Origin of the sequence: Sphingopyxis lindanitolerans, assembly GCF_002993885.1 — a bacterium.
GTDB classification, from domain to species: domain Bacteria; phylum Pseudomonadota; class Alphaproteobacteria; order Sphingomonadales; family Sphingomonadaceae; genus Sphingopyxis; species Sphingopyxis lindanitolerans.
Window position 1 is genome coordinate 422,456 of the sequence record NZ_CM009578.1, and the last position, 22,693, is coordinate 445,148.

18 protein-coding genes and 1 riboswitch are annotated in these 22,693 nt (G+C 66.5%); of the genes, 3 read left to right on the forward strand and 15 right to left on the reverse strand.

Annotated features, from left to right (window positions below; all coding sequences use genetic code 11):
• Positions 1–8: 8 nt before the first annotated feature.
• From CVO77_RS02060 to cyoA, 8 genes are read right to left on the reverse strand one after another with little or no spacing between them, the layout of a single operon-like run.
• Positions 9–923, reverse strand: coding sequence for a LysR family transcriptional regulator (locus CVO77_RS02060; RefSeq protein ID WP_105997668.1), 915 nt, complete (start codon positions 921–923; stop codon positions 9–11).
• Positions 920–1,453: a response regulator transcription factor gene (locus CVO77_RS02065; RefSeq protein ID WP_105997669.1), complete on the reverse strand. Its 534-nt coding sequence runs from the start codon at positions 1,451–1,453 to the stop codon at positions 920–922. The genes CVO77_RS02060 and CVO77_RS02065 overlap by 4 nt, the downstream gene beginning before the upstream one ends.
• Complete coding sequence (locus tag CVO77_RS02070) at positions 1,450–2,766, reverse strand: ATP-binding protein (protein WP_105997670.1); 1,317 nt, start codon at positions 2,764–2,766, stop codon at positions 1,450–1,452. Before CVO77_RS02070 ends, CVO77_RS02065 begins: the two co-directional genes overlap by 4 nt.
• Positions 2,766–3,458 (reverse strand): SURF1 family protein, encoded by a 693-nt coding sequence (locus tag CVO77_RS02075; RefSeq protein ID WP_105997671.1) that lies wholly within the window; start codon positions 3,456–3,458, stop codon positions 2,766–2,768. The genes CVO77_RS02070 and CVO77_RS02075 overlap by 1 nt, the downstream gene beginning before the upstream one ends.
• Positions 3,455–3,817 (reverse strand): cytochrome o ubiquinol oxidase subunit IV, encoded by a 363-nt coding sequence (cyoD, locus tag CVO77_RS02080; RefSeq protein ID WP_105997672.1) that lies wholly within the window; start codon positions 3,815–3,817, stop codon positions 3,455–3,457. The genes CVO77_RS02075 and cyoD overlap by 4 nt, the downstream gene beginning before the upstream one ends.
• A complete protein-coding gene (gene cyoC / locus CVO77_RS02085; protein WP_105997673.1) occupies positions 3,814–4,440 on the reverse strand; it encodes a cytochrome o ubiquinol oxidase subunit III in 627 nt (208 codons plus the stop codon). Before cyoC ends, cyoD begins: the two co-directional genes overlap by 4 nt.
• A gap of 4 nt (positions 4,441–4,444) precedes the next feature.
• Positions 4,445–6,451 carry a cytochrome o ubiquinol oxidase subunit I gene (gene cyoB / locus CVO77_RS02090; RefSeq protein WP_105997674.1) on the reverse strand — a complete coding sequence of 669 codons (2,007 nt, stop codon included), beginning with the start codon at positions 6,449–6,451 and terminating at the stop codon, positions 4,445–4,447.
• A 15-nt stretch (positions 6,452–6,466) separates the two neighbouring features.
• Positions 6,467–7,648 (reverse strand): ubiquinol oxidase subunit II, encoded by a 1,182-nt coding sequence (gene cyoA, locus CVO77_RS02095; protein WP_105997675.1) that lies wholly within the window; start codon positions 7,646–7,648, stop codon positions 6,467–6,469.
• Positions 7,649–7,814: 166 nt separating this feature from the next.
• Here cyoA and CVO77_RS02100 point away from each other — a divergent pair, with 166 nt between their 5' ends.
• Both CVO77_RS02100 and mobA read left to right on the forward strand, forming a co-directional pair.
• Complete coding sequence (locus CVO77_RS02100) at positions 7,815–9,143, forward strand: MFS transporter (RefSeq protein WP_105997676.1); 1,329 nt, start codon at positions 7,815–7,817, stop codon at positions 9,141–9,143.
• The gene (mobA, locus tag CVO77_RS02105) at positions 9,140–9,682 is read left to right on the forward strand and encodes a molybdenum cofactor guanylyltransferase (protein ID WP_158257971.1); all 543 of its coding nucleotides are present in this window, start codon (positions 9,140–9,142) and stop codon (positions 9,680–9,682) included. The genes CVO77_RS02100 and mobA overlap by 4 nt, the downstream gene beginning before the upstream one ends.
• Here mobA and CVO77_RS02110 read toward each other — a convergent pair.
• Positions 9,642–10,583, reverse strand: a complete 942-nt coding sequence (locus CVO77_RS02110) for an ROK family protein (RefSeq protein ID WP_105997678.1) — start codon at positions 10,581–10,583, stop codon at positions 9,642–9,644. The two genes, mobA and CVO77_RS02110, sit on opposite strands and share 41 nt — an antisense overlap.
• Before the next feature lie 82 nt (positions 10,584–10,665).
• Between CVO77_RS02110 and CVO77_RS02115 the strand changes: the two genes are divergently transcribed.
• A complete protein-coding gene (locus CVO77_RS02115; protein WP_105997679.1) occupies positions 10,666–12,129 on the forward strand; it encodes a helicase HerA domain-containing protein in 1,464 nt (487 codons plus the stop codon).
• Between the two features lie 7 nt (positions 12,130–12,136).
• Here CVO77_RS02115 and CVO77_RS02120 read toward each other — a convergent pair whose 3' ends face one another.
• From CVO77_RS02120 to CVO77_RS02145, 6 genes are all read right to left on the reverse strand, one after another.
• Positions 12,137–12,709, reverse strand: a complete 573-nt coding sequence (locus tag CVO77_RS02120; protein WP_105997680.1) for a TMEM165/GDT1 family protein — start codon at positions 12,707–12,709, stop codon at positions 12,137–12,139.
• A gap of 18 nt (positions 12,710–12,727) precedes the next feature.
• Positions 12,728–12,907: riboswitch (yybP-ykoY riboswitch) on the reverse strand.
• Positions 12,886–13,116: a hypothetical protein gene (locus tag CVO77_RS02125; RefSeq protein ID WP_105997681.1), complete on the reverse strand. Its 231-nt coding sequence runs from the start codon at positions 13,114–13,116 to the stop codon at positions 12,886–12,888. Its footprint overlaps the riboswitch before it by 22 nt.
• Complete coding sequence (locus CVO77_RS02130; protein WP_105997682.1) at positions 13,116–17,348, reverse strand: translocation/assembly module TamB domain-containing protein; 4,233 nt, start codon at positions 17,346–17,348, stop codon at positions 13,116–13,118. Before CVO77_RS02130 ends, CVO77_RS02125 begins: the two co-directional genes overlap by 1 nt.
• Positions 17,348–19,714, reverse strand: a complete 2,367-nt coding sequence (locus tag CVO77_RS02135) for a BamA/TamA family outer membrane protein (protein ID WP_106000574.1) — start codon at positions 19,712–19,714, stop codon at positions 17,348–17,350. The genes CVO77_RS02130 and CVO77_RS02135 overlap by 1 nt, the downstream gene beginning before the upstream one ends.
• A 127-nt stretch (positions 19,715–19,841) precedes the next feature.
• Positions 19,842–21,044, reverse strand: coding sequence for a nucleotide sugar dehydrogenase (locus CVO77_RS02140; protein ID WP_105997683.1), 1,203 nt, complete (start codon positions 21,042–21,044; stop codon positions 19,842–19,844).
• Between the two features lie 72 nt (positions 21,045–21,116).
• A complete protein-coding gene (locus CVO77_RS02145; RefSeq protein WP_105997684.1) occupies positions 21,117–22,580 on the reverse strand; it encodes a protein adenylyltransferase SelO in 1,464 nt (487 codons plus the stop codon).
• Positions 22,581–22,693: the final 113 nt, after the last annotated feature.

A 22,693-nucleotide genomic window follows, 5' to 3' on the forward strand; every position in this document is an offset into this window, starting at 1 on the left:
AAGCGGACCTATTCGGACTTCCCCAACTCGTCGGCGATGATCGCCCGCAACCAGCGCAGGCCGGGGTCGGCGTCCGCCGCCTGGTGCCAATAGAGATAGCTCCCCCCCTGCTCGACCGGCAGCGGCATGTCGACAAGCTGCATCGGCCACATCGCATCCAGCACTTCGGCATGCGAGCGCGGCAGCGAAAAGAGCATGTCGGACGCGGCGACGATCTGCCACGCGGTGATCGCATGCTGGCACCGCACCGCGACGCGGCGGGCGAGCCCCAGGCGGTCGAGCGCCATATCCTCCATCCCCGGCCCGTGCGGCCGCGCGGTGGCGACGATATGGTCGAGCGCGAGATAGGTATCGAGGTCGATCGCGCCATCGACACGCGGATGCCCCTTGCGCGCCACGACGACGGGCGGTTCGGTCCCCAGAAAATGGCGGCGGAGGCGATCGTCGGCGGGCAAGGCGACGTCGAGCGCGAGATCGAGGTCGCCGTTCGCGAGCGCCACCACCAGATCGCGGCGGCGAAAGGTCACACTCGCCAGCATCGCCCGCGGCGCCTCGCTCCGCACGCGGAGCGCGAGCGCGGAGAAGCGCGGCATTTCGCCCGACAGGCGCACGCCGATGCGAAACTCGCGCGCGGTCTCGGCCGGGTCGAAGGCAGTCGCGGCATCGAGCGCGGCGTCGAGCCCCCGCAGCGCTTCGCGCACCGGCCCGGCGATCGCGCGCGCGGCCGAGGTCGGCACCAACCGGTTGCCCTGCCGCACGAACAACGGATCGCCGAGCGCATCGCGCAGCTTGGCGAGCGCATGGCTGATCGCCGGCTGCGACAGGTTGAGGTGGCGCGCCGCTGCCGACACGCCGCCCTTTGCATGGATCGCGTCGAAGACCTGGAGCAGGTTGAGGTCGAAGCGCGCGAGCCGCCGCATCATTTCACCTGCCGTTTCTCGAGTTTCCGTGCCAGCGTCCGGCGGTGCATGCCCAGCCGCCGCGCGGCCTCCGAAATATTGAAATTGGCCTCGACCAGCGTCTGGTGGATATGCTCCCACTCGACCGTCTTGATCGACGACGGCCGCGCGTCGAGCGGGGCATCGACATTGCCTTCGGAGCGCTCGAACGCCGCTTCGATATCGTCGGTGTTCGACGGCTTGGCGAGATAATAGGACGCCCCCAGCTTGATCGCCTCGACCGCGGTCGCGATGCTGGCAAAGCCCGTCAGCACGACGATCGGCATCGCCGGATCGGCGGCGCGCAGCGTCTGGACGCACGCGAGCCCCGATGCGTTGCCGAGCTTGAGGTCGACCACCGCATAATCCGGACGCCAATCGCCGAGCAACGCTTCAACCTCGTCGGGGCTCGATGCGACACGCACCGCATAATCGCGCCGCTCGAACGAGCGCTTCAGCGTCCGCGCGAACGCGTCGTCATCCTCGACGATCAAAAGCTCACGCGGCCCGCTCACGCTTTTTCTCCTTCGGCAACGACCGCCGACAGCGGCAGCATGATCCGCACCACCGCGCCGCCCGCATCGCGATTGGCGACGCTCGCACTGCCGCCGAATTTGCGAAGGACGTTGACGAGCAGGAACAGCCCCAGCCCGCCACCGGGCCGCCCCTTGGTCGAGCTATAGGGTTGGCCGAAGCGGGTGATCATCTCGGCGCTGAACCCCGGCCCGCGATCGGAGATTTCGATCACCGCCATCGCGCCGTCGCGCGTCGCCGTGACGCCGATCCAGTCGGGCGAAACTTCGGAGGCATTGTCCATGACATTGCCGATCACCTGCCGCAACGCCGGGTCGGAAACGATCGCGACGTCGGCGCCGAACAGGTCGTTGAATTCGACCGTCCCCGGCGTCCGCCCGCCCCGCGACTCCTCGACCAGCGCGGTCAGGAAGGCGCGCATCGTCGTGAGCTGCGGCGCCTCGCCGCGCGCCTCGCCCGCCGACATCAAGATACCGCTGACGATCGTCTTGCAGCGCCGCACCGCGGCATCCATGTCGGCCAGATCGTCCTGAAGCTCCTTTGTCCGCGCAAGTTCGGGCGCGCCCTGCCAGTCGCCGATCAGCACCGACAGCGTCGAAAGCGGCGTCCCCAACTCATGCGCCGCCCCCGAGGCGAGCAGGCCCATGCGCACGATATGATCCTCCTCCGCCGCGCGCTGGCGGCTCGCCGCGAGCGCGGCGTCGCGATCGCGCAGATTGCGGCTGATCCGCGTCACGAAGGCGACGAGCAGCACCGCGATCAGCAGGAAACAAACGAGGCTGCCCTTGAGATACAGCCCCATCGGATCGGCTGCATAGGGCGGCGGCAGGATCAGCGGGGTCGGCTCGACCGCAAGCACGCCGACCGCCGCCAGCGCCGCGACGACGATCGCCCATGACGAAGCCGGGGTCAGCAGGATCGCGCCGATCACGACCTGGAGCAGGAACAGCGACGCAAAGGGATTGGCAAGCCCGCCGCTATGATGAAGCTGCCAGCCGAGCGCGGCGACGTCGAACAGCAGCACCGCGGTCAGTTCGGCATTGGTCACCGCGCGCCCACGCCGCAGCAGCGCGAGGCTTGCGACATTGATCGCGATCAGTACCGCGATCGCCGCGAGCAGCGGAGCGCGGGAAATTGCAATGCCCATCGGACCGCTGACGATTCCGATCGTCGCAAGCTGCCCGCCGACCGCGAGCCAGCGGAGTTGGATCAGCAGCGCCATGTTGCGGCGTCCGGCGTTCGCCTCTGCGGGGGCCTCGGCCGGCGTGGTGGGCAGGATTGCGGGTTCGCTCATCAACCCCGGATACGCCACAGCCGTCCCGCGAAAAAGAGGCTCAATGCGCAAAGCGCAAACCAGGTCAGCGCATAGACCATATGCGTGTCGGGGAAACGCACGACGGTCAGCCCGCCAACCGGATAGCCGCCGGGGTTGGGCGCGGCGTCGGCATCGACGAAATAGGGCGCCGTCCGGCCGAGCTCCCTCGCCTTCGCGATCGCCGCGACGTCGCGCGAATACCAGCGGTTCGCCGCCGGATCGTTCGCGCGCAGGAAGGCACCTCCCGGCTCGGTGACGCGCAGCAGGCCGGTGACCGCCACCTCATCCGCGCCATTGCCTGCGGCCCGCGTGCCCGGATCGCGCCGATCCTTCGGTACGAAGCCGCGATTGACGAGTAGGGTAAAGCGCGGGGTTTCAAGCGGGGTCAGCACCCAATAACCCGGGCCGCCTGCCGTCACCGCCTGCACCAGCGTCTCGCGATCGTGTCGGAAATGCCCGCGCGCGGTGACGCGGCGATAGGCATCGTCCTTCGCATCGATCCGCGACCACGCGTCCGGCCCCGGCGCCGCGACCGGCACGGCATGGATGCGCGCATCGACCGCGGCGATCAGTTCATGCTTCCAGACGCGCCGTTCGAGTTGCCAGACGCCGAGCGCCGCAAAGCCGGCCGCCACGGCGATCAGCGCCGCGACGGCGACACCGCGTCTCAAGGAAGCTGGCTCACATCATGCGGCATCGGCATCATATTGGTGTTGAGGTGGTGCATCACCCACAGCGAACCGGCGAGCATGATCACGACGATGATGATCGTGAAGGTCAGCGCGGTGATCGACCAGCCGCCCTCGGCCTTTGGCGACATATGGAGGAAGAAGACCATGTGGACGACGATCTGCACCGCGGCGAAGACCATGATGATCGCGACGGTGGCGCCGTCCGACAGCGGCCGCTCCATCACCAGCCAAAAGGGGATCGCGGTCAGGATCACCGACAGGAGGAAGCCGATGACATAGTCGCGTATCGAGGCGTGCGGCATCTCGATCTCGTGGGTGGCTTGGTGGGGATCGCTCATCGCAGCACTCCCATCAGATAGACAATGGTGAAGACGCCGATCCAGACGACGTCGAGGAAGTGCCAGAACATCGACAGACACATGACGCGGCGCTTGTTGGCGGCGATCAGCCCATGCTTGCCGAGTTGGACCATCAGCACGACCAGCCAGAGGGTGCCGAAGGTGACGTGCAGCCCGTGCGTCCCGACGAGCGTGAAGAAGCTCGACAGGAAGGCGCTGCGCTGCGGCGTCGCGCCGATCTCGATCAGGTGATGGAACTCGTAAAGCTCGATCCCCAGGAAGGCGAGCCCGAACAGGCCGGTGATCGCGAGCCAGAGCTGCGTGCCCTTCACCTTGCCCTGCTGCATCTGGAGCACCGCGAAGCCATAAGTGATCGACGAGAATAGCAGCATCGCGGTGTTGAGCGCGACGAGCGGCAGCTCGAACAGATCCTTCGGCGCCGGCCCCGCGGCATAATTGCCGCCGAGCACCGCGAAGCAGGCGAACAGGATTGCGAAGATGAGGCAGTCGCTCATCAGATAGATCCAGAAGCCCAGCATCGTGCTGTGCCCCTCGGGATGCGCATGCTCGTCGAGGTTATAGAACTGGACGGGCTCGTCGGCGGTGATGGTTTTTGCGCTCATCGCATCAGGCTCCGGCCGCGAGTTGGCGGGTCCGCACGTCCTCGACCGCCGCGACACTGGCCGCCGGAATGTCGAAGTCGCGCTTGTAGTTGAAGGTGTGGAAGATCGCATAAGCGATGGTCGCGACGAAGCTGACCGCGACGAGCCACCAGATATGCCAGACCAATGCAAAGCCCATCACCAGGCAGAAAGCCGCGAGAATGAAACCGGCGCCCGTATTGCTCGGCATATGGATGTCGCGAAAATCGCCGACCGGGCGTTCGTGCCCGCGCTTCTTCATGTCGTGCCATGCGTCGAGCGAATGGACCACGGGCGTGAAGGCGAAATTATAGTCGGGCGGCGGCGAGCTGGTCGCCCATTCGAGCGTGCGGCCGCCCCACGGATCGCCGCTATCGTCGCGCAATGCCTCGCGCCGCCAGATGCTGACGCCGAACTGGATCAGCATCGCCGCGATGCCCACCGCGATCACCGCGGCACCGACGGCGGCGATCACGAACCAGATTTGCAGGCTCGGGTCGTCGAACACGCGCATCCGCCGCGTCACCCCCATCAGGCCGAGGATATAGAGTGGCATGAAAGCCATCCAGAAGCCGACGACCCAGCACCAGAAGCTGATCTTGCCCCAGAAGACGTCGAGCTTGAAACCGAACGCCTTGGGCCACCAGTAATTGATCGCCGCGAACAGGCCGAAGAGCACGCCGCCGATGATCACATTATGGAAGTGCGCGATCAGGAACAGCGAGTTGTGGAGAACGAAGTCGGCGGGCGGCACCGCGAGCAGCACCCCGGTCATCCCGCCGATGACGAAGGTCAGCATGAAGGCGACCGTCCACATCATCGGCAGTTCGAAGCGGATGCGGCCGCGATACATGGTGAAGAGCCAGTTGAAGAGCTTCGCCCCGGTCGGGATCGAAATCACCATCGTCGTGATGCCGAAGAAGCTGTTGACGCTCGCCCCCGACCCCATGGTGAAGAAATGGTGCAGCCAGACGAGATACGACAGGATGGTGATGCAGATCGTCGCATAGACCATCGAGGTATAGCCAAAGAGCTTCTTGCCCGAGAAGGTCGCGGTGACCTCCGAATAGACGCCGAACAGCGGCAGCACGAGGATATAGACCTCGGGATGCCCCCAGATCCAGATCAGGTTCACATACATCATCGGCGAACCGCCGAGGTCGTTGGTGAAGAAATTCGTCCCGATGTAGCGGTCGAGGCTGAGCAGAACCAGCGTCGCGGTCAGGATCGGAAAGCTCGCGACGATCAGGATGTTCGCGCAAAGCGACGTCCAGGTAAAGACGGGCATCTTCATCAGCCCCATGCCCGGCGCGCGCAGTTTCAGGATCGTGACGATCAGGTTGATCCCCGACAGGGTCGTGCCGACGCCGGCTATCTGAAGCCCCCAGATATAATAGTCGACGCCGACATTGGGGCTGTAGGCGACCCCCGACAGGGGCGGATAGGCCAGCCAGCCGGTCTGGGCATATTCGCCGACGAACAGCGAAATCATCGTCAGCACCGCGCCCGACGTCGTCATCCAGAAGCTGAAATTGTTGAGGAAGGGAAAACTGACGTCGCGCGCGCCGATCTGGAGCGGGACGATATAATTCATCAGCCCGGTGATGAACGGCATCGCGACGAAGAAGATCATGATCACGCCGTGCGCGGTGAAGATCTGGTCATAATGGTGCGCGGGCAGATAGCCATCGGACCCGCCGAACGCCATCGCCTGCTGCAAGCGCATCATGATCGCGTCCGAAAATCCGCGCAGGAACATGATGAGGCCGAGGATCATGTACATGATCCCGATCCGCTTGTGGTCGACCGTGGTCAGCCAGTCGCGCCACAGCCAGCCCCACAGGCGATATTTGGTGATCGCGGCCAGCACCGCGATGCCGCCGATCGCGACCGCGATGAAGGTGACGACCAGGATCGGCTCGTGCAGCGGCAGCGCGTCGAGCGACAGCTTGCCGAGGAAGGGTCCGGTTGCGGGTGCTGGGTGCGGGGTCATTGGATCTCGGCTGGGTCAGGACGTGTGAGAACGGGATGGGGAGTTGAGCGCGGTGCGTTCGGGCGCGGCCGACGGCACGGTCAGCCCCTCACCCTTCAGCGGCGCGGGATTCACCGGCTTCGCATCAGGGCGATCGGCCGACTTCATCTGCTGGCTGCACAGCGCCGCGACATAGCGAACACTCCAGTTCGCCAGGCTGCCCGTTCCGCGCGCCGCGAATTTGTCATAGGTGACCGACCGGACGTTCTGGATACCGGCGATCCCCGCACCGCCCCTTGCGTCGATCGACATCATGTCGTGCATGCACATCTTGCCCGGCTCGACGCACATGTTGACCACCGCGTCGAACAGATCAGGATCGACCGCGGCGAAATGGCGCACCGGCTCCTTCTCGCTCGGCTTCTCAAGCGTCAGATAGGCCCTCCGGTCGAGGTCGCCTTCGCGCGACGCCTTGACCCCGGCGACCCATTTGGCGAAGTCGGCGGGTGGCAGGCTCTTCGCCGCGAAGCGCATGTTCGAAAAACCCGCGCCCGAATAATTGGCCGAGAAACCGTCGAACGTGCCGGTCTTGTCAAAGACGCCGTGCAGCTTGGTTTCCATCCCCGGCATCGCATAGATTTGCCCTGCGAGCGCCGGGATATAAAAACTGTTCATCACCGACGAGGCCGAAATGCGAAAACGGATCGGTCGGTTCACCGGGACCGCGAGTTCATTCACCGTCGCGATGCCCTGTTCGGGATAGATGAACAGCCATTTCCAGTCGAGCGCGACGACATTGACCTCGAGCGGCTGGACCCCGGCGGCGATCGCCTGCCCCGGCCCGGTCCGCGCCAGCGGGCGATAGGGGTCGAGCAGGTGCGTCGCGACCCAGGTCACCGCGCCAAGGCAGATGATGATCAGCAACGGCGCCGACCAGATGACGAGTTCGAGCTGGGTCGAATGGTCCCAGTCGGGCTTGTAGGTCGCTTCCTTGTTCGCCGCGCGATAGCGCCACGCGAAAAAGACGGTCAGCGCCATCACCGGCACAATGATCAACAGCATCAGCACGGTCGAGAGGATGATCAAATCGCCCTGCTGGCGCGCGACGTCACCCGCCGGGTCGAGCACGACCAGCCCGCAACCCGACAGCAAAGGCAGCACGGCGAGCAGCGGCAAAAGCCGCAAACGAGCGGGAAAACGGGGGAGATTGCTTGGCATGATGCGCGCCTAGGCCTCCTTTGTTGCACTGCACATAGGACATTTTGTCCAATCCCGCGACCGCCGCGGATCGCGCAGGGGCAATTTCATAAAGGGCGCTTTTGCCCTATGATCGACTCGCGCCGCCGGATTTCCTTTTCGCGGCGCCAGCAGCAGGACGCCCATTATGTCTGCCGAAACCGCGCCGTCCACCACCCAGGCCGAACGCGATGCCCGCGAGCTCTACGAAGACGATCATCGCATTTCACCCGCCGAGATCGCGATCGGGGTGATCATAGGGCGGACGTCGGAGTTTTTCGACTTTTTCGTCTTTGCGATCGCGTCGGTGCTGGTGTTCCCCAAGCTGGTCTTCCCCCAGTTCGATCCGCTCACGGGCACGCTCTGGTCGTTCGCGATCTTCGCGCTCGCTTTCCTCGCCCGCCCGGTGGGGACGATGATCTTCTCGGGAATCGACCGCGTCTATGGCCGCGGCGCCAAGCTGACGATCGCGTTGTTCCTGCTCGGCGGCTCAACCGCCGCGATCGCCTTCCTGCCCGGCTATGAGACGGCGGGCATCGGCGCCGCGCTGCTCCTCGCCCTCTTCCGCATGGGTCAGGGCGTCGCGCTCGGCGGCTCGTGGGACGGGCTCGCCTCGCTGCTTGCGATCAACGCGCCCGAGGGCAAGCGCGGCTGGTATGCGATGATCCCGCAATTGGGCGCGCCACTCGGCCTGATCGTCGCAAGCCTGCTCTTCATGTTCCTGATCGCCGCGCTGCCGGCACAGGATTTCCTCGACTGGGGCTGGCGCTATCCCTTCTTCGTCGCCTTCGCGATCAACGTCGTCGCGCTGTTCGCGCGGCTGCGCATCGTCGTGACCCCCGAATATGCCGCATTGTTCGAGGATCGCGACCTCGAACCCGCGAAACTGACCGAGACGCTGCGTTCCGAATGGCGGATCATCGCGATGGGTGCCTTCGCCCCGCTCGCCAGCTTTGCCCTCTTTCACATGGTCACCGTATTCCCGCTGTCGTGGGTGTTCCTGTTCACCGAGGAAACCCCGGTGCGCTTCCTGATGATCGAGGCCGTCGCCGCGGTCTTCGGCGTGTTCGCGATCATCGCGTCGGGCTATCTCGCCGACCGCTTCGGGCGCCGCACATTGCTCGGCGTCACCGCCGCCGCGATCGCGGCCTACAGCGGCTTCGCGCCGCAGCTTCTCGGCGCGGGCGAGGCGGGCGAGGCCGCGTTCATGGTCCTCGGCTTCATCCTCCTCGGTTTCTCCTTCGGCCAGTCGTCGGGGGCGCTGTCGTCGAATTTCGACCCGCGCCACCGCTACACCGGATCGGCGCTCACCTCCGACCTCGCCTGGCTGTTCGGCGCGGGCTTCGCGCCGATGGTCGCGCTGTGGCTGTCGAGCCAGTTCGGGCTGATCGCGGCGGGCGCCTATCTGTTGTCGGGCGCGATCGGGACGCTCGTCGCGCTGTGGCTCAACCACGAGCTGGCGCGGACGATCGATTGACGCCTGCGCCGTCCATCGCGGGCGTCGTCCTCGCGGGCGGCGCCTCGTCGCGCTTTGGCCGCGACAAGGCCGAGGAAATGTACCGGGGCTGCAAGCTGATCGACTGGTCGATCGCGGCGCTTACCCCCTGTTGCGCGGCGATCTATGTTGCGGGCCGCGCCCATGACGCCTGCGCAAGCGTGCCCGACCGGCCGCGCGCCGGGCTGGGGCCGCTCGGCGGGCTGGCGGGCGCGCTGACGGCGGCGCGCGAGCGAGGATTTACGCGGCTGCTGTCGCTGCCCTGCGACACGCCGCATCTTCCCGAAGGATTGCTCGAACGACTCTGCCGATCGGACGGCGCCGCTTTTGTCCGCGCCTGCCCGGTCATCGGCATCTGGCCAAGCGCCGACGCCGACCGGCTCGCGGACTGGCTGGAGAAGGACGGACCGCGCGCGATGCGCGCCTGGGCCGACGCAATCGGGGCGCAGGCGGTTGAAACCGACAGCCCGATCATCAATATCAACCGGACGACGGATTTCGCGCGGCTGGCTCAAAATTAGACCCCCGCCCTTCGCGGACCACGGCGCGCAGATTGCCTTCAACCTCGGTCAGGGCCAGCGCGCCAAGCAGTCCAGCATCGCCGCCGAGCGCGGGCGTCACGATCATCTCTTCGGCAACGCCCGTGAAATATCCGCCCGCGGCCGTCACCGCCGCGTCCCGTATCCGATCAAGCAGCACGGGCGTCTTCATTACGCCACCGCCCAGGATGATCCGTTCGGGCGCGAGAATCGCCCGAAAGCTGGTGATCGCCTGCGCCAGATACCAGGCGATGATGGCGTGCGCCGGATGCTCCGCGGGCAGGTAGGAAAGCGACGCTCCCCACCGCGCCTCGATCGCCGGACCGCTCGCCAGCCCTTCGAGGCAATCGCCGTGGAAAGGGCAGATGCCGCCGAAACTCCAATCGTCCAGGTGGCGCGGCATGCGGATATGCCCCATCTCGGGATGCGAGACGCCGTGAACCAGCCGCCCTCCGGTCACCGCGCCGCCGCCGATCCCGGTCCCGACGGTCAGGTAGAGCGCCGAACCGCACCCCCGCCCCGCGCCCCAGCGATATTCGGCGAGCGCGGCGCCGTTGACGTCGGTATCGATCGCGACCGGACAGCCGAGCGCGCGCGCAAAGGGCGCCGCCATCGCCGCGCCGCTCCAGCCGGGCTTGGTGGTCCGCGTGATTTGGCCCCAGGTCGGCGACCCCGGATCGAGGTCGAGTGGGCCGAACGAGGCGATGCCGACCGCGGCATAATCGCCGCCGACCGCACGTAGCCAGTCGATCGCGGCGCCGATGGTCTCGTCGGGCGCCGTCGTCGCGATGCGCGTGCGCGCCTCGATCGCGCGATCGCCGCGCGCGACTCCGATGATGAATTTCGTCCCGCCCGCCTCGACCAGCGCTATCCTGTCCGTCATCACCGTCGATCCTCTCGAATTTCGAGCCTCCGGGCGGGCACGCCGGTTGTCAAGCCGTCGGCCGCCCGATAGGGCACGCGGCGTGGACAGCAGCATCGAAATCGGAACCGACGACCGGGGCAGCGCCGTTCACGTCAATGTGCAGGAACTGCTGGCGACGCGCCTGCTCGTCCAGGGCAATTCGGGCTCGGGAAAATCGCACCTGCTGCGCCGCCTGCTCGAGGAAAGCGCGGGTCTCGTCCAGCAGATCGTGATCGATCCCGAGGGCGATTTCGTCACTCTCGCCGACCGTTACAGCCACATCGTCGTCAACGCGGGCGATTATAGCGAGCGCGAGATCGCGGCGATGGGCGCGCGCATCCGCGAACATCGCGCGTCGGTAATCGTCGCGCTCGACACGCTCGACATCGAGGCACAGATGAGCTGCGCCGCTATCTTCCTGAACGCGTTGTTCGACGCCCCGCGCGAACATTGGTTTCCCGCCCTCGTCGTCGTTGACGAGGCGCAGATGTTCGCGCCTAGCGCGTCGGGCGACGTCTCCGACACCGTCCGCCGCGCCAGCCTGTCGGCGATGACCAACCTGATGTGCCGCGGCCGCAAACGCGGCCTTGCGGGTGCGATCGCGACCCAGCGGCTCGCCAAGCTCGCCAAGAATGTCGCCGCCGAGGCGAGCAATTTCCTGATGGGGCGCACCTTCCTCGACATCGACATGGCGCGCGCCGCCGACCTGCTCGGCATGGAGCGGCGGCAGGCCGAGGCCATCCGCGACCTCGAACGCGGCCATTTCCTCGGGCTCGGCCCCGCGATCTCTCGGCGCCCGGTCGCGGTCAAGATCGGCGCGACCAAGACCGCGACCCGCGCCGGAACCCACAGCCTGCTCCCCCTGCCCAGCGCCGGGCAACAGGATATGCGCACAATGCTGTTCGCCGAGCTTGAAACGCAGCCTCTGCCGACCCCGCCCCCTGCCCCCAAACCGATCGCCGCGCACGAACTGATCCAGCGCTTTGCCGAGCAGGAGGCCGACGACACCGACGCAAGCGCGGCCGAAACCGCGCTTTTGCCCGAGGTCGCCGCGCCCGACCCCGAACCCGCGATCATCGCGGCGCTGCACGATATGCTCGCCGATTCCGACTGCGCCTTTCATCCCGAATCTTTTCTCTATCAGGATTTCTCGGTGCGCTGCCGGATGCAGCGGCTTGGCCGCGTCCCGCTCGACCTCACGCAGTTTCGCAAACGCTTCGCGCTCGCCAAGGGCGGCATTTTCGACCCTGCCGACGACAAATGGCGCGATCTCCTCAGCGCGGCAGACCGACTGCCCGACGACATGCTCGCCCCGTTCGTCCAGATTGCGCGCGCCGCGATCGAGGGCAGCCCCTGCCCCGACGACGACGCGCTCGGCCGCGCCTATGGCACGCGCTCGCCGGGCCGTATCCGGCGGCTCGTCGACTATATGGAAAAACAGGGCGCGATCGTCGTCCGCTCGGACTTCGGCGGCAGGCGGTCGATCGGCATCCCCGAACTTGGCCTGAGCACCGAAGCCGAATGAAGGTGCGCTAGCCGACCCAACCCGCAGTCTGCGCGAGCACCCACAGGCCGATGACGAGGAACAGTGCCGCCGCGACCATCCGCACCTTCTTGAGGTCGACGCGCTTCAGCAGCTCGTTGCCGAGGAAGATCGCCGGGACGTTCGCAATCATCATCCCCAGCGTTGTCCCCGTCGTGACCGCGACGACATTATGATATTGGGCGCCGAGCGCGATCGTCGCGATCTGCGTCTTGTCGCCCATCTCGACCAGGAAGAAGGCAACCAGCGTCGTCAGGAACGCCCCGAAACGCGGCTTCGGCGTGTCGTCATCCTCGAACTTGTCGGGGATCAGCGTCCACGCCGCCATCGCGACGAACGACAGGCCGATCGCGTAGCGAAAGACCGGGCTGTCGAGAAACGCCGCTGCCGACGCGCCGAGCAGCGCCGCGAGCGCATGATTGGCGATCGTCGCGAAGAATATGCCGAGGATGATCGGCACCGGCCGGTTAAAACGTGTCGCGAGCAGAATCGCGAGCAGTTGCGTCTTGTCGCCGATCTCGGCGAGCGCAACGACGGCGGTCGAGGTAAACAGGGCTTCCATGAACAAACTCCGGGGCCGGGCGGCGAGCGAACTCCAACGGACATCGCGCCTTGCCGCCCGGCCCGGGCAGAAGGTTCGATGCCATTGGTCTCGCCCAAACGGTATCCCGTTTCCACCGCACCACGGCCTCTCGACCGAGTATGTTGACGCGATGGCCCGTCCCGAAGGACGGCTGGCTACTCCCCAGATGACGGAGGCGCGTTAGCGGGCCTCGCGGATGCTGGCAAGGGTTTCGGTTCGGCGTCGCTCGCAGCGGCGGCCTTTTCGGCTTCCGCGACATCGGCGTCCATCGCCTTGGCGCGCGTCTCGATCTCCTTCGCCGCCTTGTCGTAGCGATCGTCGAAGTCGGGCTCCTGATGGCAGGCGGTAAGCAGCAGCGGCAGCAGCAAGAAAGCGACGCGCCGCATCAATAATCCTTGCGATAGCGGATGCTGAAATTGGTCTGGCCCGATCCGCCCGCCTGGCTGAGCAGCGACAGCGCGCGCGTCAGGCTGATCTCGAGTTGGGTCGCGGTATAGCCACGCGCATCGGTGATCACCTCCAGATAGATATCCTTAGTGATATATTGCCCCGCAGCCAGCGCGGTGCCGCGGCCCGTCGTGTCGTCGGGACCAAGGACGCGCAGGCGGTCGATCCCGGCCGCCGATTGCAAGGCGCCGAGCGGGTTCAGACCGCCGCCGCCGCTGCTCAGCGTGTTGAGCGAGGCGGCAAGCTGCACCGCCTGGAGCGGCGACAGCGAGGTGATCGAATCGCCGAACAGGATGCGCGAGACGATTTCGTCCTGCGGCAAACCCGGTACGCTCGAGAAACTGACCTGCGGGTTGCTCGCACGGCCCGACACATTCACCGACACCGTCACATTGTCGAAAGTGTCGCTCGCGAGCAATTGCAGCGCCGGATCATAGGCATCGCCGGTCGGGAAGGTCACCCGCCCTTCCTCCAGATCGAACGACCGCCCCGCAAAACTCAGCGTTCCGCGCACGAGGTCGATCTGCCCGGTGACGCGCGGATCGAGCGTCGTGCCCTTGAGCTGGACGTCGGCCTGCCATTCGGACTCGAGGCCCATGCCGGTGACATGGATCTGGTCGCCCGCGCGCAAGCGGATATCGAGGCGGATCAGGTCGAACAGGCTGCCGCCGACCGCCGCGAGCCCGTCGCCGCTGATCCGCCGCCGTCCCGTCGGCGCCTTGCGCCGCACGCCGGTCAGCACCGGCACCGCCGCCGCGCCTTCGCGCACGATGCGATAGCGCGTTTCGGGCAGCTTGAGGTCGCCCGACAGCAGCGCGGCCTGCCCCGCGACCTTTTCGAGCGTCAGCGTGCCCGTCGCGCGCGCCGCGATATTCTCGCTCCGCGCGAGCCGCGCATTGTCGAGCGTCGCGGTGAGGTTCATCGGATAGCCGTCGGCCTGCGACAGGCTGACATAGCCCGTCGCCTGCACGCTGCCGTCGCCCGCGGTCGCGGTGAGTTTCTCGATCTCCAACCGATTGCCCGCAAAACGCCCGTTGACGACCATATTCGTCAGCCGCGTGCCAAAGGCCTGATTCTCATAAGTCATGCCATTGCCGCGGATCACGCCGTTAAGGCACGGATCGCTGAGCTGACAGCTGAAATCGGCGGCGACCGCGATCGGCCCCGATATCCCCTGATTGGCGGGGCCGGCGAAGGAATAGAGCGTGTCGGCGGGGCCATTGTAACGCAGCCCGCCGCTGAGCGGTGCGGCGCGCAACCGTTCGGTCCAATCGCCCGCCCCCGGCCCGAGCGGGCGCAGCGAAGCCTGCAATCGCCCGATCACGCTGCCGCGCTTGCGGACCACGGCGCGCGCCTCACCGCCATCGCTCAACAGCTTGCCCGCGAAATTGATATCGACCGGCTGGCTGACCGTCGCGGCGGTGGTGCGCGTGAAGTCGGTGATCGTCAGCCGCGCGTCGGCGCGCGGAAAGGCATCGGCGTTGGCCTGCGCGAAATCGATGCTGCCGGTCGCGCGCCCGCCGAGGCCGAGGCCGGGATAGATCGCATTGACGACGGCCATGTTCGCGCGGTCGAGCCGGCTCTGGAGCATGATCCCCTCGCCAAAGCGCCCCGCGATGCGCGCGCGGCTGCCGCGGCCGAGATCGATCGTCGTCGGCATCAACTCATAGCTGTCGCCGTGCGGGATGATCCGCGCCGGCGAGGTGGTGCGGAAATTGACCCCGGTCGCGCGGCCCTGTACCGACGCGCGCCACAGGTCGGGCTGCAAATCGGCGTTGGCGGCGATACGGAAGGGCACACCGCTCTCACCCTCGACAAGCGCCTGCGCCCGGCCACGTCCGCCCGCATAATCGATCTTCACGCGGCCGACCGCGATGTCGTAACTGCGGATCTGGGTGTCGGCGATCTGGATGTCGGCGACGATATGCGGCTGGTCATAGAGGATGACGTCGGCGTCGATGATCGCCGACCCGACCGCGAGCTTCGCGGCGCCGGGCAGCACGACATGGTTCGCGCGCACATTGATCGCCGCCGCCTGATATGGCCCCTTGCCGCTCAGCCGGACGAGCCCGCCCAGCCCCTGGCCCGATGCGTCGAGCCGTCCCTCGAACGGGCCCGCGGCGCTCTTCACCAGCCGACCGTGGAAGCCGATCCCCGACAGGTCGCCGCGCTCGATATCGATCGTCAGCGGCCCGGCGGCGGTCAGCAACACGACGTCGGCGGCGAGCGGGCCATAGTCGGTGTCGCCGGTGGCGGCGAGGCGATAGCCGTTCGGCGCGCCGTTGATCTTCGCGACCAGATTGGCGAGCCCGATGCCGAGCCCCGGCCGGTCGGCGGTGACCACCGCGCGCGGATCGCTGATCGTTCCCGCAAGCTGGACGCCGACGGGACCATAGTCGGTCGAATGCGCGCGCGCCGCGAGTTGAATCTGCCCGTTCGGTGCATAGCTCCCCTGCCCGCCGGTAACGCGCAAGCGCGGCGCGGCGAGCCGCAAATTAGCGAAGCGAGTGATCCCGTCGGTGCCGTAGCGCACGTCGCTGCTCAGGGTCGCATTGCCCCCCAGGAAATCGCGCACCCCCGAATTGAACAGTCGCGTCGATCGCGCGCGCACCTTGCCGACGATCTCGAACCCGCCGCGCGGCGCGGTCTTCAGGTCGGCGTTGGTGTCGATGTCGAACAGGCCGACACTCTCGATCCGATAATCATTGACCCGCCCGTCGATCGCGCCGGTGTAGAAACCCTTGTTCAGGTCGGCAATCACGATCGCCTTCGCGTCGATGCGCGGCGAGCGCAGGCGCAGATTGTCGCTGAGGATGCGCCCATCCTTGTACGCGAGATCGCCGTCGAGCCGCACCTGCGCCAGCGTCCCGCCCGCGACGGTGTCGAGCCCGCGAATCCGCGCAACGCGGCCCGCGACGGGAATATATATCTGGTCGGCATCGACCCGCGCCCTGCCTGCGAGGCTCAGCGTCTCGACGATGATATCATTGACGACGAGGGCATTGGCGTTCGCCTGATACTCGACCGTCGGCAGGCCGAATGCGCCGTCGAGTTTCGCGGTGGCGCGCAGGCCATTGCCGCGCAGGTTCGGGGCGAGCGCGTCGGGGCGTAGCAGCACGAAGGCGAGATTGAGCGCGTTATAGCGGCTCTCACCCAGATCGACGCCGCCGCTGATGCCGAGGCGGAACGCATCCGACGACAGCCGCCCGTCGAGGTCGGCCTTGCGCTTGTCGAGCCGCGCGGTGACGTCGACCGCGGTCTCGCGGCTCAGCAGCGAGGCGACCGGCCCTGCGGCGAACAGCCGCGACGCCTGCGTCGTGCCCTTGACCGCAAACGTCCCGTCGCGCCCGGTCAGCGCCAGCCGGGCGAGCGGCGCGGCGCCGAGGTTGGCCGCCAGCGAACCGTCCCAGCGCTTCCAGTCGCCGCGCCCGCTGAGCTTGGCGGTCAGCGGCTGCTTATACCCGCCCATCGCCGCGAGCACGCCGCCCTGCGGTGCGTTGAGGTCGAGCGTCATCGCCAGCCGGTTTTTGTCGGGCACCGCGTCGAGCAGCAGCGCCAGCCTGTCGCCCTTCGTCTTGCTTCCGATCGTCTCGGCGTGTCCGCTCACCTGCGCGCGGCGATCGGCGATCGCGATCTTGCCGCTCAGCGTCGCGACCTGTCGCTCGCCCGTGATCGCGGGCTCGAAGACCAGCCGGTCGATTCGCAGCGTCCGCACGTCGATGTCGATATCGGGCAGCAGCGGCTCGCCAGTGTCGGGCACCGGCTTGAAAGCCGGCAGTTTCTCGACCACCAATGTCTTCGCGGTCGCCGAGCGGACATCGATATGATTGTTCAGATAAGCGAACGGCCGCCAGTCGATCCGCACTTCGGGCGAGCGCACAAAGACGCCCTTCGGATCGGAGAGGGTGAAATTGCGCACCACCATCTCGCTGAACAAGGATCCGTCGAGCCGGCCGATGCCGATCTTCATCCCGTTCTTAAACTCATATTTTTCGATCTGCGTCGCGACGAAGCGCCGTCCGGCGTCGCTGTTCAGCCCGACGAGAAAAAGCGCGATCAGCGCGAAGAGGCCGAGCAACGCGGCGCCCACCCCCTTGGCGACCCGGATCGACAGCGACGGCCTCGCCGCCGCCTTTTTGCTTTCGGTCGCGCTGGCCGTTTCCTCCGCCATCAGAAGGCCTGGCCGATCGAAACATAGACGGTGACGCGCGCCTCACCCGGCTGCCGGTCGATCGGCGTCGCGATGTCGAGCCGCATCGGGCCGAAATTGGTATAGAAACGCCCGCCGATTCCCGCGCCGAAGCGCAGGCCCGAAAAATCGGGCGTCGAGCCGCGATAGACTTGCCCCGCGTCGACAAAGCCGACGATCCCGTAGTTGCCAAAGCGATAGCGCGCCTCGACCGCCGCTTCATTGAGGCTGCGCCCGCCGATCGGATCGTTGTTCGGATCCTTCGGGCCGAGTTCCTGATAGCCGAAGCCGCGCACCGACCCGCCGCCGCCGGCATAGAAGCGCCGCGACGGTGCGAGCCGCTCGCGCGCCGCGCCGACGATCGACCCGACGCGCACCCGGCCCGCCAGCACGATGCTGTCGGTCACCGGATAATAGCCGCTCGCATCGACCTGCGCCCGCCCATAGGGAGAGAAGCTGCCGGCAAGCGAGCCTTCGGGCTCGACCCGAGCGAGCAGGCGGAATCCCTTGGTCGGATCGAGCAGGCTGTCGGTGCGGTCGATTCCAACCTGCCCGCTCAGGCCGATGATGGTATAGAAATCATTGACGCGCTGGCCGAGCGTGAAATCATAATCATCCTCGCGCGTTGCAATCAGTTCGGCACCGAAGGCATAGGTCAGCTTCTTCTGCCAGATCGGCGTCGAATCATAGCTGATGCGCGCCGCGACGCGGCCGGTGATCGCGTTGAACGCATTGTAACGGCTCCGGGTCGCCTCGGTGACCAGCTCGAACGTCCGGTCGCGCTGCCCGGCGTTGGAACGGCGCATCGTCACGCCCAGCGACTGTTCCTTGGTGCCGATCACGCTGCGGCCGATCAGCGCACCTTCGGGCGGGAAGAAGTTTCGGTGCGTCCAACTCCCCTCGAGGCGAATCCCCTGCCCCGTGCCATAGCCCGCATTCGCCGCGATCGTGCGCGGCGGCCCTGCTTGCTGGGTGACGAGCATCGTCACATATTCACTATCGTCGCCCGCATCCTGCCCCGTCGGCTGCGGCTCGACCGCGACCGTCGCGAACAGCCCCGTCGCGACGAGCGCCTGCCGCAGGTCATCGACCTTGCGACTGTCGTAAAGCTCGCCGCGCTTGAAGCGCGCGAGGACACCGACATGCTCGGCATCGAAAGCCAGTTTGCCGGTCGTCTCGATCCCGCCGAAGCGGCCGCGGGAGCCGATATCGACGGGGAGTGTATAAAGCCCTTCGCCGGTGTCGCCATCGAGCAAGATGTCGCGCTGCCCAACCTTGGCGAAGGGATAGCCTTCCTGCGGCAGTTTAAGCGCGATCGCGGCTTCAGCGCCCTGCACCCGCTGCGCGACGATAGGCTCGCCGACCGCGAGCGGGAAATTGTCGTGGATCAACCCCGGCGGCACCGTCGGCTTCGCGTCGATGACGATGTCGGAGAAAGTGTAGCGCGTTCCGGGTTTCACATCGATGACCGCGGTGATCGACCGATTGCGGGCCGCCGCGCTACTGGCGCTTGGTTCCGTCTCGCCGCGATCGATGCGCGTTTCGACGGCGGCGTCATAATAGCCTTCGGACGCGAGGATGCGCGACATCAGCTCGGAATCGGCGCTGAGCCGCGCGCGCAGCATCGCAAAATTATCGGCCTTGCCGTCGCCGTCGTAGAGCGCTGACAGATCGCCGAACAGGTCGGCGAGATCGGCGTCACTGTCGTCGTCGGGCGCTGCCAGCCCGTTGACCTTCACCGCATAGCTGATGGCGCGGGCCTCGCTCGCATCTTCAGGCTCGGCAAATTCGACCGGGGTAACGTCGAAGCTGTCGAGCGGCGGCAAGGGCGCGGCGAGCTCGGCATCGCGGATCGGCGCATCGCCGATCGCCTCGACGGTGTCGCCGTCAGCGAGCGCGGGAACCGGCGTGCCGTCGACCTGCGGGACGTCCGCGGTGACCGTCGCGGGAGTCGCGGTCGGCGTCCCGGCATCCTTGGCTTTCGCCGCTTCGGCCTGCCGCTGCTCGAACTCGGCGATCGATTCGAGCGGTTTGTCGAGCTCGGGATCGTCCTCGGCGCTGATCGCGGGGATCGCGGCCTTGAACTCCTCGTCGGAGATGATCGGCGCGACCTCGGGCAGTTGCACCTCGGGCGGCGGCGGAGTCGGCACGGCAATGTCGGGCAGGCTTTCGGGCTTGGGCGCCGCCGGTTCGTCCGGGGGCGTGGCAAGCACCAGCGGATCGGCTTGCTGGGCGGCGGCGACGCTCGTCCAGGCGAGGCCGAACAGCGAGGCCGACAGGATCAGCAGCCGCCGACGCCGGGTCGGCGAGGCATCAGTGAATTCGCAAGGCTTTTCAATATGACGCATCTTTTCCCGGCCGATGCGCACTTGTGGCTGGCGAACAATCGCTGTGCAACCCGATTCTCCCCTTTCCCCAGCCAACTCTCCGACAATGGGACAGTTCCCCGTCGAGCGCGAGCCAGCGGAGCCGGGGTCAGCTATCGGCGCCGAACAGGTCGCGGCTGTAGACCTTGTCCGCGACGTCGGCGAGATCGTCAGTCACCCGGTTGGCGATGATGATGTCGGCCTCGGCCTTGAAGGCGGCAAGGTCACCGACGACGCGCGAATTGAACAATCGCGCCTCCTCGATCAGCGGTTCATAGACGATCACCTCGATCCCCTTGGCCTTGACCCGTTTCATCACGCCCAGGATGCTGCTGGCGCGGAAATTGTCGGACCCCGCCTTCATCGCCAGCCGATGGATGCCGACGACGCGCGGGTTCCGCTTGATGATTTCCGCCGCGATGAAATCCTTGCGCGTCGTGTTCGACGAAACGATCGCCGCGATCAGATTCTGCGGCACCTCCTTGTAATTCGCCAGCATCTGCTTGGTGTCCTTGGGGAGGCAATAGCCGCCATAGCCGAAGGATGGATTATTATAGAATCCGCCGATCCGGGGATCGAGGCACACACCCTCGATCACCTGCCGCGAATCGACCCCGTGCGTCGCGGCATAGGTGTCGAGTTCGTTGAAGAAGGCGACGCGCATCGCGAGATAGGTGTTGGCGAACAGCTTGATCGCCTCGGCCTCGGTATTGCCGGTCTGAAGGATCGCCGCCTCGGGCTTCAGCGAGGCATCGAGCAGGAGCCGCGCGAAGGCGTCGGCGCGCGGGTGAGTATTGCCGACGATGATCCGCGAGGGGTGGAGATTGTCATAAAGCGCGCGGCCTTCGCGCAGGAATTCGGGCGAGAAGACGATGGCGTCGCTGCCGAGTTCGGCCCGCATCCGGTCGGTGAAGCCGACAGGCACCGTCGATTTGACGATCACCAGCGCGCCCGGCGCCATTTTCAGGGCGTCGGCGATCACCGCCTCGACCGTGCTCGTGTTGAAATAATTGGTGTCGGGGTCGTAATCGGTCGGCGTCGCGACGATAACGAAGTCGGCGCCGTCATAAGCGCGCGCGCGGTCAGTGGTCGCGAGCAGATCGAGCGGCTTGTTCGCCAGATAATCCTCGATTTCGGGGTCGGCGATCGGCGAGGTCTTCGCGTTGATCAGGTCGACCTTGCGCGCGTCGATGTCGAGCGCGACCACCCGGTTGTGCTGCGCGAGCAGGACGGCGTTCGATATGCCGACATAGCCGGTTCCGACGACGGCGATCTTGACGGGCGACGCCCGCTCGGCTCTGGCTGGGGGCAATGATCTGTCCTCTGGTGGGTATCGGCGCGTCCCTAGCAACTGCGGCGCGCGGGCTCAACCGGAACGGCGGCGTCAGGTGCCGCAAAAGGTCTTGTATGGACCGAATTCGGCCGGCGCCGCCCCCTCGAACAGCGCCCATTCGGGGCGTCGGACATAGGGGTTGCGCACCACATTGAGCAGTTCGAGCCATGAGGTGAGATCGCCCGCCTCGGCCGCGCCCAGCGCCGCCTCGACCAAGTGGTTGCGCGGGATATAGAGCGGATTCACCGCGTCCATCGCTTCGGCGCGATTCAGCGGCGCGTCGGTTTCGCGCGCCAGCCGCGCCCACCAGTCGGCGATCCACGGTACCATCGCGTCGGCATCGGGCAATTGCGCTTCGAGGTCGGCGCCGTCGCCGTGCAACATCCTCGCCAGGCCGCGAAAGAATAGGGTGAAATCGACCTGGTGACGCTCCAGTTCGGCAAAGAGCGTGTCGAACAGCGCGGTATCGCCGTCGTGCGCCTCGGTCAGCCCCAGCTTTTGCCGCATCCGCGCCGCCCAGACGGCGGCGAAACGGCCCGGAACCTCGGCGACCAGCGCCTTCGCCGCCTCGACATCGGCGGCATCTACCTTGTGGATCGCGGGAAGCAACGCCTCGGCGAAGCGCGCCATGTTCCAGTGCAGGATCTGCGGCTGGCGGCCATAGGCATAGCGGCCATTGGCATCGATCGAGCTGAAGACGGTGTTGGCGGCAAAGCGGTCCATGAAGGCGCACGGGCCATAATCGATCGTCTCGCCCGAGATCGCGACATTGTCGGTGTTCATCACGCCGTGAATGAAACCCACGCCCAGCCAGTGCGCGACGAGGTCGCATTGCAACCCGATCACCCGGTCGAGCAATGCAAGATGCGGATTCGGCGCCTCGACGAGATCGGGGAAATGGCGGCGGATGCTGTAGTCGGAGAGCTGGACGACATGGTCGGCGCCGAAATGCGCGGCAAAGAACTGAAAGGTGCCGACGCGGATATGGCTACTCGCGATGCGGGTCAACACCGCGCCGGGATGCGCGCGTTCGCGCTGGACGCGATCGCCGGTCGCAACGGCCGCGAGCGCCCGCGTCGTCGGCACCCCCATCGCCGCCATCGCTTCCGAGACAAGGAATTCGCGCAGCACCGGGCCGATCGCCGCCTTGCCGTCGCCGTTGCGCGAGAAAGGCGTCGGCCCCGACCCTTTCAATTGCAGATCGAAGCGCGCGCCGTCGGGCGCGACGATTTCGCCGAGCAGCAGCGCGCGTCCGTCGCCAAGCTGCGGCGAAAAATGGCCGAACTGGTGCCCCGCATAGGCGAGTGCGAGCGGATTCGCGCCGCCCGGAAGCTCCTGCCCCGAAAATAGGGACGCGATCGTCTCGTCGCGCACGCCCGCGACGTCGATCCCGAGCCGTTCCGCGAGCGCATGGTTGAAGGCGAGCAACGTCGGCATCGACGGCTTCGCCGCTTCCGCCGGGGCGTAGAAGCCTTCCATCGCGGCGTGGAAACTATTGTCGAATGCAATATCCATCGCGCCTATGTCGAGTGCGGCCGCCACGATTGCAAGCGTCCGATGGGCTCTTGCATGCCGCCATCCGCGAAGACGCCCACCGATCGATTAACGCGCTGTTTTCCAAACCATGG